12 protein-coding genes are annotated in these 16189 nt (G+C 69.9%); 11 read left to right on the top strand and 1 reads right to left on the bottom strand.

Annotation, left to right across the window (positions count from 1 at the left end; all coding sequences use genetic code 11):
- Nucleotides 1-35: 35 nt before the first annotated feature.
- Entirely contained in the window at nucleotides 36-1364 is a 1329-nt protein-coding gene (locus JSX79_RS01700) for an MFS transporter (protein WP_229084952.1), read from the bottom strand.
- 170 nt (nucleotides 1365-1534) lie between these two features.
- Between JSX79_RS01700 and uvrB the strand changes: the two genes are divergently transcribed.
- From uvrB to JSX79_RS01645, 11 genes are all read left to right on the top strand, one after another.
- On the top strand, nucleotides 1535-3607 hold the full coding sequence (gene uvrB / locus JSX79_RS01695) for an excinuclease ABC subunit UvrB (protein WP_070419051.1): 2073 nt from the start codon (nucleotides 1535-1537) through the stop codon (nucleotides 3605-3607).
- Nucleotides 3597-4541, top strand: a complete 945-nt coding sequence (locus tag JSX79_RS01690; protein WP_229084951.1) for an SDR family NAD(P)-dependent oxidoreductase — start codon at nucleotides 3597-3599, stop codon at nucleotides 4539-4541. The genes uvrB and JSX79_RS01690 overlap by 11 nt, the downstream gene beginning before the upstream one ends.
- A gap of 48 nt (nucleotides 4542-4589) precedes the next feature.
- Complete coding sequence (uvrA, locus tag JSX79_RS01685) at nucleotides 4590-7616, top strand: excinuclease ABC subunit UvrA (RefSeq protein WP_229084949.1); 3027 nt, start codon at nucleotides 4590-4592, stop codon at nucleotides 7614-7616.
- Complete coding sequence (uvrC, locus tag JSX79_RS01680) at nucleotides 7617-9797, top strand: excinuclease ABC subunit UvrC (protein ID WP_229084947.1); 2181 nt, start codon at nucleotides 7617-7619, stop codon at nucleotides 9795-9797.
- Nucleotides 9798-10037: 240 nt separating this feature from the next.
- Entirely contained in the window at nucleotides 10038-10940 is a 903-nt protein-coding gene (gene rapZ, locus JSX79_RS01675) for an RNase adapter RapZ (RefSeq protein ID WP_070416211.1), read from the top strand.
- Nucleotides 10941-11015: 75 nt separating this feature from the next.
- Nucleotides 11016-11996: a DNA-binding protein WhiA gene (whiA, locus tag JSX79_RS01670; RefSeq protein ID WP_070416210.1), complete on the top strand. Its 981-nt coding sequence runs from the start codon at nucleotides 11016-11018 to the stop codon at nucleotides 11994-11996.
- A gap of 259 nt (nucleotides 11997-12255) precedes the next feature.
- Nucleotides 12256-13260 (top strand): type I glyceraldehyde-3-phosphate dehydrogenase, encoded by a 1005-nt coding sequence (gene gap / locus JSX79_RS01665; RefSeq protein ID WP_070416209.1) that lies wholly within the window; start codon nucleotides 12256-12258, stop codon nucleotides 13258-13260.
- A gap of 3 nt (nucleotides 13261-13263) precedes the next feature.
- Nucleotides 13264-14481, top strand: coding sequence for a phosphoglycerate kinase (gene pgk / locus JSX79_RS01660; protein ID WP_229084945.1), 1218 nt, complete (start codon nucleotides 13264-13266; stop codon nucleotides 14479-14481).
- Nucleotides 14478-15257: a triose-phosphate isomerase gene (gene tpiA, locus JSX79_RS01655; RefSeq protein ID WP_070419049.1), complete on the top strand. Its 780-nt coding sequence runs from the start codon at nucleotides 14478-14480 to the stop codon at nucleotides 15255-15257. Before pgk ends, tpiA begins: the two co-directional genes overlap by 4 nt.
- Before the next feature lie 119 nt (nucleotides 15258-15376).
- Nucleotides 15377-15628 carry a preprotein translocase subunit SecG gene (gene secG, locus JSX79_RS01650; RefSeq protein WP_056124375.1) on the top strand — a complete coding sequence of 84 codons (252 nt, stop codon included), beginning with the start codon at nucleotides 15377-15379 and terminating at the stop codon, nucleotides 15626-15628.
- A 3-nt stretch (nucleotides 15629-15631) separates the two neighbouring features.
- On the top strand, nucleotides 15632-15991 hold the full coding sequence (locus JSX79_RS01645; RefSeq protein WP_070416207.1) for an RNA polymerase-binding protein RbpA: 360 nt from the start codon (nucleotides 15632-15634) through the stop codon (nucleotides 15989-15991).
- Nucleotides 15992-16189: the final 198 nt, after the last annotated feature.

Here is a 16189-nt window from a genome sequence, read left to right as displayed (position 1 = left end):
CCGTCCGCAGCGTGTTGCGGTCGTCGCGGCGCGGATCAGCCGGCGTGCTGCTCGGCCTTCGGGACGCCGATCTCGAGGACGCCGTCCGTCATCGTGAGCCGCTTCGGCTTCATGAACCACGCGACCACGGCCGCAGCGGCGAGCAGCACGCAGGAGAGGGCGAAGGGCAGCTGCCAGCCGGAGGCGTCGATCAGCGCGCCGAACACGATCGGCGAGATCACGCCGGCGATGCCGAAGCCGGTGTTCATGAACCCCGACGCGGTGCCGGACCACTGCGGGGCGACGTCCATCGGGATGGCCCAGAGGTTGGCGTTGCAGAGCTCCAGGAAGAAGAACGAGAGGGCGAGCGAGATCGTCGCGACGACCAGGCCCTGCCCGATCACGAGGGGGACGAGGCAGACGAGGGAGCCGCCAAGGCCGATGACGAGGACGATCCTCCGGGCGTTCCGGCTGTCGCCGCCGCGGTGGATGATCCGGTCGCTGAGCATCCCGCCGACGGTGTCGCCGACGACACCGGCGAGGAGCACGAGCGTGGTGAAGAGGGCGAACTGGCTGATCGGCAGGCCGTAGGTGTCGCTGAGGAACGTCGGGATCCAGGTGAGGAACACCCAGAGCACCCAGCCGTACCCGAAGTCGACGAAGGTCACCGGGGAGATCTGCCGGGCCAGCGTGCGCCACGGGACGGGCGGCCGGGTGGCGCGGGTCTCGACCGGCGGGAGCTCGTCGAGCTCGACCTGCTGGATGCCGGCGGTGTCCTCGGGCTTGTCGCGGAACCAGACGAACCAGACGATCGCCCACGCGATGGACAGGACGGCCGTCGCGAAGAAGGCCCACCGCCAGCTGCCGGTCGCACCGATGACCCAGGCGACGAGGAGCGGTGCGAGGGCGTTGCCGAGACGCGCCGCGGAGTGCACGACGCCCTGTGCGAAGCCGTTGCGGTCGCGGGGGATCCAGCGGCTCATGGCTTGGGTGGCGGCGGGGAACGCGGCGGCCTCGCTCAGGCCGAGGAGCGCGCGGGCGGCGAAGAGCGTCCAGAAGCCGACCGAGAACCCGGTCCAGAGGGTGGCGACACCCCAGATCACGGTGATGACGAACAGGGCCTTCCGGGGACCGAACTTCTCGGCGATCGTGCCGCCGAAGACCTGCAGCAGGGCGTAGGGGAGTGCGAAGGCGGAGACGATGAGCCCAGCGGTCGTCTCGTTGAAGCCGAAGTCCTCGGTGATGTGGGGGAGCGCCGTGGAGATGTTGGTGCGGTCGATGTACGAGATCGCGTACATGCAGCACAGCAGGATGAGCACTCGTCCGCGGATGCGTCCGCGGAACGGGGTGCCCTTCGTCGGTGCGGCGGGGGTCGCCGTCGTCATGGGGGCCTCTTCGGGGAGTGAGAGCGAGTCGGGTTGCTGAACGGATCGGAGGCTATGCCGGGTCCCTATCAGCGGTCTCGGAGCGTGCTTGGCGTGGACGATACGCCGAGGGCGAGCAGACGGCTCCGGTGTCAGGGGTGCCGACTACCGTGGTGGGCATGGCAGTGTCAATCGAGCCCACGCGCGCGGTCCGCCCGTTCGAGGTCATCAGCGAGTACTCGCCGAGCGGCGACCAGCCCGCGGCGATCGCCGAACTGGCCGGTCGCATCAACGCCGGTGAGACCGACGTCGTGCTGCTCGGTGCGACCGGTACGGGCAAGTCGGCGACGACCGCGTGGCTCATCGAGCAGGTGCAGCGGCCGACGCTCGTGCTCGCGCACAACAAGACCCTGGCGGCCCAGCTCGCGAACGAGTTCCGGAGCCTGCTGCCGAACAACGCCGTCGAGTACTTCGTCTCGTACTACGACTACTACCAGCCCGAGGCCTACGTCCCGCAGACGGACACCTTCATCGAGAAGGACTCCTCGGTCAACGCCGAGGTCGAGCGGCTCCGGCACTCGACGACGAACTCGCTGCTCAGCCGGCGCGACGTCGTGGTGGTCTCGACGGTGTCCTGCATCTACGGCCTGGGGACGCCGGAGCAGTACATGAACGCCTCGGTCGCGCTGCACGTCGGTCAGACGATCTCCCGCGACCAGCTCGTCCGCAAGTTCGTCGCGATGCAGTACCAGCGGAACGACGTCGACTTCGCACGAGGGACCTTCCGGGTTCGCGGCGACACGCTCGAGATCATCCCGATGTACGAAGAGCACGCGATCCGCATCGAGATGTTCGGCGACGAGGTCGAGGCGCTGTCGTACCTGCACCCGCTCACCGGCAACGTGATCGAGGACATGCCCGCCGTGTCGATCTTCCCGGCGTCGCACTACGTCGCCGACACCGAGGTCATGCACCGGGCGATCGCCACGATCAAGGACGAACTCGCCGAGCGCCTGGCCGAGCTCGAGGGGCAGGGCAAGCTGCTCGAGGCCCAGCGGCTCCGGATGCGCACCACGTTCGACATCGAGATGATGGAGCAGATCGGCTTCTGCTCCGGCATCGAGAACTACTCGCGCCACATGGACGGCCGTGCCGCGGGGGAACCGCCGCACTGCCTGCTCGACTTCTTCCCGGACGACCTCCTCATCGTGATCGACGAGTCGCACGTCACCGTGCCGCAGATCGGCGCGATGTACGAAGGGGACGCCTCCCGCAAGCGCACGCTGGTCGAGCACGGGTTCCGGCTGCCGAGCGCCCTCGACAACCGGCCGCTCACCTGGGAAGAGTTCCTCGAGCGCTCCGGCCAGAAGGTCTACCTGTCGGCGACCCCGGGCCGGTACGAGCTCGGCGTGACCGACAGCGTCGTCGAGCAGATCATCCGCCCGACGGGCCTGGTCGACCCCGAGATCGTCGTGAAGCCGAGTGACGGCCAGATCGACGACCTGCTCGAGGAGATCAACCAGCGCGTCGAGAAGGACGAGCGTGTCCTCGTCACGACGTTGACCAAGCGCATGGCCGAGGAACTCACCGACTTCCTGGGCAACGCCGGCGTCCGGGTCCGGTACCTGCACTCCGACGTCGACACCCTCAAGCGCGTCGAGCTGCTGACCGAACTGCGCCAGGGCGTCTACGACGTGCTCGTCGGCATCAACCTCCTGCGCGAGGGGCTCGACCTGCCCGAGGTCTCGCTCGTGGCGATCCTCGACGCCGACAAGGAAGGCTTCCTCCGCTCGTCGACGTCGCTCATCCAGACGATCGGTCGTGCCGCCCGCAACGTCTCGGGCCAGGTGCTGATGTACGCCGACAAGATGACCGACTCGATGAAGACCGCGATCGAGGAGACCGACCGGCGCCGCGAGAAGCAGGTGGCGTACAACACCGAGCGCGGCATCGACCCGCAGCCGCTGCGCAAGAAGATCGCCGACATCACCGAGATCCTGGCGCGTGAGAACGACGACACGAAGGCGCTGCTCGAAGGTCGCCCCGGAGCGGACGGCCGACGCTCGCCGACGCCGAACCTCAAGCGCGGCGGGATCGCCGGCGAGGGGGCGATGCAGCTCGAAGCGACCATCGGCGACCTCAACGAGCAGATGCTGCAGGCGGCGGCCGAGCTGAAGTTCGAACTCGCCGCACGGCTCCGCGACGAGGTGCAGGACCTCAAGAAGGCGCTCCGCCAGATGGAGTCGGCGGGCCATGTCAGCTGACGCCGGCGCGCGCGCCGCGCGCGACGGGTCTCGTCGCACGGTCGTCGTCACCGGTGCGAGTGCCGGCCTCGGGTACTTCGCCGCGGAGCAGCTCGCCGCCGCCGGTCACCGCGTCGTCCTCGCGACCCGCAGCCGCGAGCGCGCTGCGGCAGCCGAGCGGAGCATCCGTCGCCACGTGGACGGCGCCGACCTCGCGCACGTGCACCTCGACCTCGCTGACCTCGACAGCGTGCGGGCAGCCGCCGACGAGCTCGCGGCGCTGCAGCCGGAGGGTGTCGACGCGATCGTGAACAACGCCGGCGTGGTGGGCGCGAGCACGATGCAGCGGACGGCCCAGGGCACCGAGCTGCAGGTGGGCACGAACCACCTCGGGCACTTCGCCTGGACGGCGCTGACGCTCCCACTGCTCGACCGCCGCGCGGGGCGCGTGGTGCACCTCGGGTCGATCGCACACCGGTGGGCACGGCTCGACCCGTCGGACCCGCTCGGCGCGAGCCACTACTCGAGTTACCGCCAGTACGGGCGGAGCAAGCTCGCGGTCATGCTGTTCGGCTTCGAGCTCGCCGAACGCCTCGCCGATGCCGGGTCACCGGTCTCCAGCGTCGTCGCGCATCCCGGGTTCTCGCTCGACCTGCTGTCACCCGAGCGTCCCGACGTCGCATCGTCCCGATCGGAGCCGGCGTGGACCCGTCCGGCGCAGCGGCTGTACGCCCAGGGCAAGGACGCCGGCGCCGACCCGCTCGTGCACGCGGCGATCGCCGACGGCGTCCGATCCGGCGAGTACTGGGGGCCGTCGGGCTGGATGCAGCTCCGGGGGCCGGCAGCGGTCGTCCGGGCCGAACCGAGGGCCCACGACCGGGCCGAGGCCGCCCGGCTCTGGGTGGCGAGCGAGCGTGCCGCCGGGGTCGCGTTCGCTCTCGACGCACTCGTCTGACCGTCCATCGCGGCCGAATGTCGGTGCCGCTTCGTAGAATCGACGACGATGACCATCACCTCTGACCGCGGAACCTCGACGTCGGGCCGGAATGCCTTCGGCGAGCCCGTAGACCTCCACATCCCCGGCGGCACGGCACCGCACAGCACCTCCACGCTCAGCGTGCGCGGTGCCCGCGTGCACAACCTGCGCGACGTCGACCTCGAGATCCCACGCGACTCGCTCGTCGTGTTCACGGGTCTGTCCGGATCCGGCAAGTCCTCGCTGGCGTTCGACACGATCTTCGCCGAGGGACAGCGCCGCTACGTCGAGTCGCTGTCCGCGTACGCGCGCCAGTTCCTCGGGCAGGTCGACCGCCCGGACGTCGACTTCATCGAAGGGCTCTCGCCCGCGGTCTCGATCGACCAGAAGTCGACGAACCGCAACCCGCGATCGACGGTCGGCACCATCACCGAGGTCTACGACTACATGCGTCTGCTCTGGGCGCGCATCGGCATCCCGCACTGCCCCGTCTGCGGTGAGGTGATCAGCAAGCAGAGCGTGCAGCAGATCGCCGACCAGCTCATGGAGTTCGAGTCGGGCACGCGCTTCCAGGTGCTCGCGCCCGTCATCTCCAAGAAGAAGGGCGAGTTCGTCGACCTCTTCCAAGAACTGGCGGCGTCCGGCTACGCCCGCGCGATCGTCGACGGGGAGCGCATCCAGCTCAGCGACCCGCCCAAGCTCAAGAAGCAGGTCAAGCACGACATCTCCGTCATCGTCGACCGTCTCGTCGCGAACGAGGACATCCTCGGGCGTCTGACCGACTCGCTCGAGACGGCACTGCGCCTGACCGACGGCACGGTCGCGATCGACCTCGTCGACGCCGAGGGACCCGGTGCGGTCCGGACCTACTCCGAGAACCTTTCCTGCCCGAACAACCACCCGCTGGCGCTCACCGAGATCGAGCCGCGCACGTTCTCGTTCAACGCGCCGTTCGGTGCGTGCCCCGAGTGCTCCGGCCTCGGTACCCGCATGTCGGTCGACCCGGACCTCGTCCTCGGCGACCCCGAGGCGTCCCTGCGCGACGGCGTCCTGCTGCCGTGGACGGGCACGAGCGGGCTCTACTCCTACTTCGAGAAGCTCCTCGCCGGCCTCGGCAAGGACCTCGGGTTCGACCTGGACACCCCGTGGAGCCGTCTCGACGCCTCGGTACAGGCAGCGATCCTCACCGGCAAGGACTTCCAGGTGTCGGTGTCCTGGCGCAACCGGTTCGGCCGCGAGATGCGGTACACGAGCGGGTTCGAGGGCGTCATGCCCTACATCGAGCGCAAGTTCGCCGAGGCCGAGTCGGACTCGCAGCGGCAGCGCTTCCAGGGCTACCTGCGCGAGGTCCCCTGCCCGGTCTGCGACGGCACGCGCCTCAAGCCCGAGGTGCTCGCGGTGACGGTGGACGGCCGCAGCATCGCCGACGTGACGGACATGTCGCTCGACAACGCGTACGGCTTCATGGAGAGCCTCACCCTCACCGAGCGCGAGGCGCACATCGCGGCCGCCGTCCTGCGCGAGATCCGGGCGCGGCTCGAGTTCCTGCTCGAGGTCGGTCTGAACTACCTGACGCTCTCCCGTGGCGCGGGCGGGCTGTCCGGCGGCGAGGCGCAGCGCATCCGTCTGGCCACCCAGATCGGGTCCGGCCTGACCGGCGTGCTCTACGTCCTCGACGAGCCGAGCATCGGGCTGCACCAGCGTGACAACCGGCGGTTGATCGACACCCTGGTGAAGCTCAAGGACCTCGGCAACACGCTCATCGTCGTCGAGCACGACGAGGACACGATCCGCACGGCGGACTGGGTCGTCGACATCGGCCCCGGCGCGGGTGTGAACGGCGGCAACGTCGTCCACTCCGGCTCGTACGAGGGGATCATCGAGAACCGCGAATCGATCACGGGCGACTACCTCGCGGGCCGACGTGCGATCGAGGTCCCTGCCGAGCGTCGCAAGGTCAACCTCAAGCGCACGATCAGCGTGCAGGGTGCGCGGGCGAACAACCTCAAGTCGATCGACGCGGACTTCCCGCTCGGGGTGTTCACCGCGGTCACCGGGGTGAGCGGCTCGGGCAAGTCGACGCTCGTCAACGACATCCTCTACAAGGTGCTCGCCAACCAGCTCAACGGCGCACGGCACATCGCGGGCAAGCACACCCGCGTGAAGGGGCTCGACCAGCTCGACAAGGTCGTGCACGTCGACCAGGCGCCGATCGGTCGGACCCCGCGGTCCAACCCGGCGACCTACACGGGCGTGTTCGACCGGATCCGGCAGCTCTTCGCCGAGACGCCCGAGGCGAAGGCGCGCGGCTACCAGCCCGGTCGCTTCAGCTTCAACGTCAAGGGCGGTCGCTGCGAGAACTGCTCCGGTGACGGCACGATCAAGATCGAGATGAACTTCCTCCCCGACGTCTACGTCGCGTGCGAGGTCTGCGGCGGTGCGCGGTACAACCGCGAGACGCTGCAGGTGCACTACAAGGGCAAGGACATCTCCGAGGTCCTCGACATGCCGATCAGCGAGGCAGCCGAGTTCTTCGAGCCGATCTCCGCGATCCACCGGTACATGGCGACGCTCGTCGACGTCGGGCTGGGCTACGTCCGGCTCGGACAGAGCGCGACGACCCTCTCCGGGGGCGAGGCGCAGCGCGTCAAGCTCGCCACCGAGCTCCAGCGCCGGTCGAACGGCCGGACGGTCTACGTCCTCGACGAACCGACCACCGGTCTGCACTTCGAAGACGTCCGCAAGCTGCTCCTCGTGCTGCAGAGCCTGGTCGACAAGGGCAACACGGTCATCACGATCGAGCACAACCTCGACGTCATCAAGTCGGCGGACTGGCTGATCGACATGGGACCCGAGGGTGGATCCGGCGGCGGGACGGTCCTCGCGACGGGGACGCCCGAGCACGTGGCGAACGTGCCCGAGAGCCACACCGGGGTCTTCCTCAAGGAGATCTTCGACGCGCAGGACGCGCGGGTCGGCAAGGAACAGGCGGTCGGCGCACGCACGGCCAGCCAGAAGCGGCCGAAGGCGAAGCAGAAGGCGGGTGCTCGGTAGGTGGCGGACACCGTCCCGTGGCGTCCGAAGGCGGGGGAGATCCCCACCGATCCGGGCGTCTACCGCTGGCGTGACGAAGCCGGCCGGGTGCTCTACGTCGGCAAGGCGAAGAACCTCCGTGCCCGGCTGAGCAACTACTTCGCACCGCTGCCGACGCTGCACGAGCGCACCCGGCGCATGGTGCTCACGGCACGGAGCGTCGAGTGGACGACGGTCGGTTCCGAGATCGAGGCGCTGCAGCTCGAGTACACGTGGATCAAGGAGTTCGATCCGCCCTTCAACGTCAAGTTCCGGGACGACAAGTCCTACCCGTACATGGCGATCACCCTGGGCGAGGAGTCGCCGCGGGTGATGGTCACCCGGAACCGGAAGATCAAGGGCGCGAAGTACTTCGGGCCCTACCCGAAGATCTGGGCCGTGCACGACACGATCGACCTGATGATCAAGGTGTTCCCGATCCGCACCTGCTCGGACTCGTCGTACAAGAAGGCGATGCAGACCGGCAAGCCGTGCTTCCCGGGGCAGATCGGCAAGTGCGGCGGTCCGTGCTCCCAGAAGGTCACGATCGCCGAGCACCGCGCGCTGGTCGAGGAGTTCGTGCGCTTCATGGCGAGCTACGACCGCCGGGTGATCACGCAGCTGCGGCAGCGCATGGCCGCTTCGGCCGACGCGATGCAGTACGAGCAGGCCGCGAAGTTCCGCGACCAGGTCGGCGCGCTCGAGGCCGTGCTCGAGAAGTCCGCGGTCGTGCTCCGCGACTCGGTCGACCTCGACCTGTTCGGCATCTCCGAGGACGAGCTCGCCGCGGCGGTGCAGCTGTTCTCGGTGCGCGGCGGGCGCATCCGCGGTGTGCGCGGGTGGGTCGTCGACAAGGAACTCGACATCTCGACGGGCGACCTCATCGAGCAGATCGTGCAGGGACAGTACGCGACGGGCGAGGAACCCCCGCGCGAGGTCGTCGTGCCGGAACTGCCGGAGGACGCCGAGGCGCTGCAGCAGTGGCTCAGCGAACGCCGTGGCGGTCGGGGCACCAAGCTCAGCACCGCGCAGCGGGGTGACCGGGCGGGGCTCGCCCGGACCGCGGCGCAGAACGCGGCGCAGGCGCTCATGCTCTACAAGACGAAGCGCTCCGCCGACTACACGACGCGGTCCGCGGCGCTGGCGGACATCCAGGACGCCCTCGGCATGACCGAGGCACCGCTCCGCATGGAGTGCTACGACATCTCGCACCTGCAGGGGACGAACGTCGTCGCGTCGATGGTCGTGTTCGAGGACGGGTTGCCCCGCAAGGACCAGTACCGGCGGTACTCGATCGCCGAGACCACCGACGACACCGACAGCATGTACCAGGTGCTGTCCCGCCGGCTCGCGCGCCTCGACGAGGACGCCGAGCTGCCGGACGTCCCCGACGTCACCAGCGACGAGGTCGTCGAGGGCTCGAAGCCGACCAAGCGGTTCGCGTACCGGCCGCAGCTCCTCATCGTCGACGGCGGACAGCCGCAGGTGCAGGCGGCGAAGCGCGCGATGGACGAGGCCGGGGTGCACGACATCGCGCTCGTGGGGATCGCGAAGCGGCTCGAGGAACTCTGGTTGCCGGACGACGACTTCCCGGTGATCCTGCCGCGCAACTCCGAGGCACTGTTCCTCATCCAGCGCATCCGCGACGAGGCGCACCGGTTCGCGATCACGCACCAGCGGACCCGGCGGAAGCGGGACGTCCGGTCGCGGCTGTCCGAGATCCCGGGTCTCGGGCCCACTCGGGTGAACGCGCTGCTGAAGCACTTCGGGTCGGTGGCGCGGCTGCGCGAGGCGACGGCGGAGGAGATCGCCGAGGTGAACGGCGTCGGGCCGGCGACTGCGGCGGCCGTGGTCACGAAGCTCGCGCAGACGCCGACGAGCGCGCCGGAGGCCGCGGGCGCCCCGACGCCGACGAGCGCGCCGGAGGCCGCCGGCGGCCCGACGCCGACGAGCGCTCCCGACGGGGCCGGTGCGCCGGACACGGCGATCGATCCCGGCACCGCCGACGCGGCCGACGCAGCCGGCGAACCGGGCACCGCCAGCGCGCCCGGCCCAGCCAGCGCGCCCGATCTGGCAGCCGCCACGCAGTCGGCAGCGACCCGCTCCGGAGGACCGGCCCGGCTCCCCGAGGTGACCGACGACGGCCCGCACCTGCCCGCATGACGCACACCGCGCCTCCCGTGCGGCCGACGGACGGACAGGACCCGACGGACGGACAGGACCCGACCGACGGACCGCACCCGACCGACGGGCCACACCCGACCGACGGGCCACGGCCGACGGACGGACCGCACCCGACCGGATGACGGGCCCCGAGCCCGGCGTCCGGGCGATACCCTTGTCCCGCAGCCGAGACCTCCCCGGGCGACGCGCCCGGGCCGCCACGACGGAGCCCACTCCCAGATGACCGACAGCGTCCCAGCGCCGACACGATCGCCGCAGCAGCACGACATCCTCATCGTCACCGGTATGTCCGGAGCCGGTCGTTCGACGGTGGGGAAGGCGCTCGAGGACCTCGGCTGGTACGTCGTCGACAACCTCCCGACGCAGATGCTCGCGCCGCTCACCGAGCTCGCGGACCGCGCCGGTGAGAAGATCCCCAAGATCGCCACGGTGGTCGACGTCCGCGGCGGCCGGTTCTTCACCGACCCCGAGCAGGCGGTCGAGCAGGTGCGCAAGAGCGCCTCGGCCCGGGTCCGGGTGCTGTTCCTCGAGGCGACGGACGCGGTCCTCGTGCGGCGCTTCGAGCAGGTGCGGCGGCCGCACCCGCTCCAGGGCGAGGACACGCTCCTCGACGGCATCGGCCGCGAACGCAGTCGGCTCGCTGCCCTGCGCGAGGCATCGGACCTCGTCATCGACACCTCCGACCTGAACATCCACCAACTCGCGAACGCCGTGACCGAGCAGTTCGCCGACGACCACTTCACGGGTGTCCAGGTGACCCTGATGAGCTTCGGGTTCAAGTACGGACTGCCCGCCGACGCCGACATGGTGGCCGACGTCCGGTTCCTGCCGAACCCCTACTGGGTCCCGGAACTCCGCCCGCACACGGGCCTCGACCGACCCGTCTCGGACTACGTCCTGGCCCAGCCCGGAGCCCGCACGTTCGTCGAGCGCTACGCCGACGTCCTCGAGCCGGTGTTCGAGGGGTACCAGCGCGAGAACAAAAGACACGCTACGATCGCCATCGGCTGTACCGGCGGCAAGCACCGTTCGGTCGCCATCGTCGCCGAGCTGGCGAACCTCCTCCGCGGGATGCCCGACGTCGCCGTGCGTGTGAAGAACCGAGACCTCGGCCGAGAGTGACCGTCCCTCCGGCCGCTCCACACGACGTGCGCCGGGCACGCGGACCCCACCAGAAGAAACGTTAGGAATGATGCTGTGCCGTTGACTGCCGAGGTCAAGGACGAACTGGCCCGGGTCGTCGTGAACCGCAACACGGTCCGCGCTGCCGAGCTCGCGACCATCCTGCGGTTCGCGGGTGGCCTGCACGTCATCTCGGGCCGGATCGCCGTCGAGGTCGAACTCGACACCCGGATCATCGTGCACCGTGTGCGCAAGGACCTCGCCGAGCTGTACGGCGTGCGGAGCGAGGCGTCGGTGGGGTCGTCCGCGTCCGCCCGTCGTGGCACCCGGTACCTCGTGCGCGTGCTCGAGGCGGGGGAGACCCTCGCCCGGCAGACGGGCCTCATGGACGCCCGCCGCCGCCCGGTGCGCGGTCTGCCGAACCGGCTCACCACCGGCAACCGCGAGGACCTCGCCGCGATCTGGCGTGGTGCGTTCCTCGCCGCCGGCACCCTGACCGACCCCGGTCGTGCCGCCGCACTCGAGGTCACCTGCCCCGGCAACGAGGCCGCGATGGCCCTCGTCGGTGCCGCGTCGCGGCTCGGCATCGCGGCGAAGGGCCGTGAGGTCCGCGGCGTGCACCGCGTGGTCATCCGCGACGGCGAGGCCATCGGCCAGATGCTGACCGTGATGGGCGCCGCCCGCACCACCGCCGACTGGGAGGAGATGCGCCAGCGCCGCGAGGTCCGTGCCACCGCCAACCGTCTCGTCAACTTCGACGACGCGAACCTCCGTCGCTCCGCGCAGGCCGCCGTCGCCGCGTGCGCGCGGGTCGAGCGTGCGCTCGAGATCCTCGGCGACGAGGTCCCCGACCACCTGCAGTACGCCGGCTCGCTGCGGCTGCAGCACCGCGACGCGTCGCTCGACGAGCTCGGCCAGCACGCGGATCCGCCGATGACGAAGGACGCCATCGCCGGGCGCATCCGCCGCCTCCTCGCGATGGCCGACAAGCGCGCGTCCGACCTCGGGATCCCGGGGACCGAAGCGAGCGTTCCCGAGGAGCTCGAAGGGGCCTGATCGACGGGCGTGACGACGTTCCGGACGGGAGGCGCGGTGCCAGCTGGCACCGCGCCTCCCGTCCGTCGTCAGGGTGGTCCAGGGGCGGCGCTCGCGACCGTCCGGACGGACCGTCATCCCGCGCGGTCTGGCAGAGTCCGACTGCTAGGGTCGTTACGGCGACGTTACGGGGCGTATCGTCCACCACACGTGGGCCCGAAGGGCCACACGACTCCGAAAGCAGCGCCCCCCGGGCGCTCCACACCCACCAGGAGATCCATTGACCGTCAAGATCGGTATCAACGGCTTCGGCCGCATCGGCCGTAACTTCTTCCGGGCCGCACTGGCCAAGGGCAGCGACCTCGAGATCGTGGCGGTGAACGACCTCACCGACAACGCGTCCCTCGCGAACCTGCTGAAGTTCGACTCCATCACCGGCAAGCTCCCGGCGACGGTCGAGCTCGACGGCGACAACATCGTGGTCGACGGCAAGGCGATCAAGGTCCTCGCGGAGCGCGACCCCGCCAACCTCCCCTGGGGCGAGCTGGGTGTCGACATCGTCATCGAGTCGACCGGTTTCTTCACCAAGGCCGCCGATGCGCAGAAGCACATCGACGCCGGTGCCAAGAAGGTCATCATCTCCGCCCCGGCCACGGGTGACGACGTCACCATCGTGCTCGGCGTGAACGAGGACCAGTACGACCCCGCGAACCACAACATCATCTCGAACGCGTCCTGCACCACGAACAGCCTCGCGCCGCTCGCCAAGGTGTTCCACGACAAGTTCGGCATCGAGCGCGGTCTCATGACCACGGTCCACGCCTACACCGCCGACCAGAACCTCCAGGACGGCCCGCACAAGGACCCGCGTCGTGCGCGTGCCGCCGCCCTGAACATCGTCCCGACCTCCACGGGTGCGGCGAAGGCCATCGGCCTCGTCCTGCCGGAGCTCGCCGGCAAGCTCGACGGCTTCGCGCTCCGCGTCCCGGTGCCCACCGGCTCGATCACCGACCTCACCCTCGAGACCAAGTCCGAGGTCACCGTCGACGAGATCAACGCCGCCTACAAGGAGGCAGCCGAGGGTCCGCTCAAGGGCATCCTGCTCTACAGCGAGGACCCGCTGGTGTCGACCGACATCACCACGGACCCGCACTCCTCGATCTACGACTCCGGCCTGACCAAGGTCATCGGCGGCCTCGTGAAGATCACCTCGTGGTACGACAACGAGTGGGGCTACTCGAACCGCCTCGTCGACCTCACCGAGTACGTGGGCGAGCGCCTCTAACCCATGGCACTCCGCACCCTCGAGGACCTCGGCGACCTCGCCGGCAAGCGTGTCGTCGTCCGTTGTGACCTCAACGTCCCGCTCAAGGACGGCGTGATCACGGACGACGGCCGCGTGCGCGCGTCGCTGACCACCCTGAACACCCTCATCAACGCCGGCGCCCGCGTCATCGTGATCTCCCACCTGGGCCGCCCCGACGGCGAGCCCAAGCCGGAGTTCTCGCTCGCGCCGGTGGCCCAGCGGCTCTCCGAGCTGCTCGGCAAAGAGGTCACGTTCGTCGGCGAGACCGTCGGCGACGAAGCGACCGCGGCCGCCGGGGAACTCGGGGACGGCGACGTCCTGCTGCTCGAGAACCTCCGGTTCAACCCGGAGGAGACCTCGAAGGACGCTGCCGTGCGCAGTGGCTTCGCGGACCGCATCGCCGCCCTCGGGGACGCCTTCGTGTCCGACGGCTTCGGTGTGGTGCACCGCAAGCAGGCCTCGGTGTACGAGCTCGCGTCCGCGCTGCCCAGCGCAGCGGGGTCGCTCATCGAGACCGAGCTCGGCGTGCTCGAACGCCTCACGACGACGCCGGAGCGGCCGTACACGGTCGTGCTCGGCGGGTCGAAGGTCAGCGACAAGCTCGGCGTCATCGACCACCTCCTGCCGCAGGTGGACACGCTCTGCATCGGCGGCGGCATGCTCTTCACGTTCCTCGCGGCCCAGGGTCACGGGGTCGCGAAGTCGCTGCTCGAGTCCGACCAGCTCGACGTCGTCCGCGAGTACCTCTCGCGGGCGAAGGAGCTCGGCGTGACGATCGACCTGCCGACGGACGTCGTCGTGGCGTCCGGGTTCGCGGCCGACGCGTCGCACGAGACCGTCGCCGCGGACGCGATCGAGTCGTCGTCCTTCGGGGCGGACGGCATCGGTCTCGACATCGGCCCGGAGACGGCGGCGCGGTTCGCGTCCGCGGTCTCCTCGTCGAAGACCGTGTTCTGGAACGGCCCGATGGGCGTGTTCGAGTTCCCGGCCTTCGCCGCCGGCACGAAGACCGTCGCGCAGGCCCTGACCGAGGTCGACGGCCTCGGTGTGGTCGGCGGTGGCGACTCCGCCGCGGCCGTCCGGTCGCTCGGCTTCTCGGACGACCAGTTCGGGCACATCTCGACCGGTGGCGGTGCGAGCCTCGAGTTCCTCGAGGGCAAGTCGCTCCCCGGTCTCGAAGCACTGGGGTGGTCGCGATGACCCGGACGCCGTTGATCGCGGGCAACTGGAAGATGAACCTGGACCACCTCCAGGCCATCGCCACCGTGCAGAAGCTCGCGTGGACGCTGAAGGACGCACGCCACGACTTCGACGACGTCGAGGTCGCGGTCTTCCCGCCCTTCACCGACCTCCGCAGCGTGCAGACGCTCATCTCGGCCGACAAGCTCCCGATCCGCTTCGGCGCGCAGGACCTGTCCCAGTACGACTCGGGCGCCTACACGGGCGACGTGTCCGGAGCGTTCCTCGCCGCACTCGACGCGCAGTACGTCATCGTCGGACACTCCGAGCGGCGCACGCTCCACGCGGAGACCGACGAGATCGTCGCCGCGAAGACCGCCGCGGCCGTCAAGCACGGTCTCGTGCCGGTGGTCTGCGTCGGTGAGACCGGCGAGCAGCGCGAGGAGCGCGGCGCCGGCGTCGTGCCGGTCGAGCAGCTGCAGGTCGTCCTCGACGCCGTGCAGCCCTCCGAGATCGTCGTGGCGTACGAGCCGGTCTGGGCGATCGGCTCCGGCCAGGCCGCGACCGCCGAGCAGGCGCAGGACGAATGCGCGGCGATCCGTCGCGGGATCGCTGCAGCCTGGGGCGACGAGGCAGCCGCGGCGACGCGGGTGCTCTACGGCGGCTCGGTGAAGTCGGGCAACATCGCCGGCTTCCTGCGCGAGCCCGACATCGACGGCGCGCTCGTCGGTGGCGCCTCCCTCGACGTGCAGGAGTTCGCGGCCATCGCGCGCTTCCGGCAGCACGTCGGACTCTGACCCACCGGACACAGGCCGGTCGCCATCGTGCGGCCGGCCTGTGCCACGCCCAGCCCGGGGACCTCGGCCGACCACCTGGCCGGTATACTCGGATGGCTGACTGACACGAAAGGTACGTCGTGGCGATTCTCTCCGTCGTGCTGCAGGTCCTGCTCGCGATAACGAGCCTCCTGCTCACGCTCCTCATCCTGCTGCACAAGGGCCGCGGTGGCGGCCTCTCCGACATGTTCGGCGGCGGCGTGACGAGCAACCTCGGGGCGTCCGGCGTCGCCGAGCGCAACCTCAACCGCATCACGGTGATCCTCGGTCTCCTCTGGATCGTGTCCATCATCGTGCTCGGTCTCATCAACAAGTTCACGGCGGGGAGCTGATCCATGGCATCCGGAGGCAGTGCAATCCGGGGTTCGCGCGTCGGCGCGGGCCCGATGGGGGAGCAGGACCGCGGGGTCCAGGCCGAGCGTGTGGCGATCTCGTACTGGGACGCCCTCGGCAACGAGGTCGTGCGGTACTTCGCCGCCGGCCTCCCCGATGACGAGATCCCCGAGACGGTGGACTCGCCGTCGACCGGGCTCCCGGCTGGTCGCGACAAGGAGAACCCTCCCGTGGTCTCCAAGACCGAGCCGTACAAGACGCACCTCGCGTACGTGAAGGAGCGCCGCACCGAAGAAGAGGCGGCGCAGCTCCTCGAAGACGCGTTGCAGCAGCTCCGTCAGCGTCGCGGCACCGCGAAGTAGTCGCACGAGACGTCGGAAGGCCCCCGTACCGATCTGGTACGGGGGCCTTCGTGCGTGTGGTGGGTGCGCGGGGGCGGCGTCGAGTGGGCAGGACACGCCGTCGGCGTCCCGCCGAGCGGGCGGAACGCGCCGCTCCGGCGCGCCGAGCGTGACGTATTCTGCCCGCTCGCGGGCAGAATACGTCACGCTCGGCGCGCC

Origin of the sequence: Curtobacterium sp. GD1, assembly GCF_020882855.1 — a bacterium.
GTDB lineage: Bacteria > Actinomycetota > Actinomycetes > Actinomycetales > Microbacteriaceae > Curtobacterium.
The sequence above is the reverse complement of the archived record's forward strand: the minus strand, read 5'-3'. Positions and strand labels throughout refer to the sequence as shown.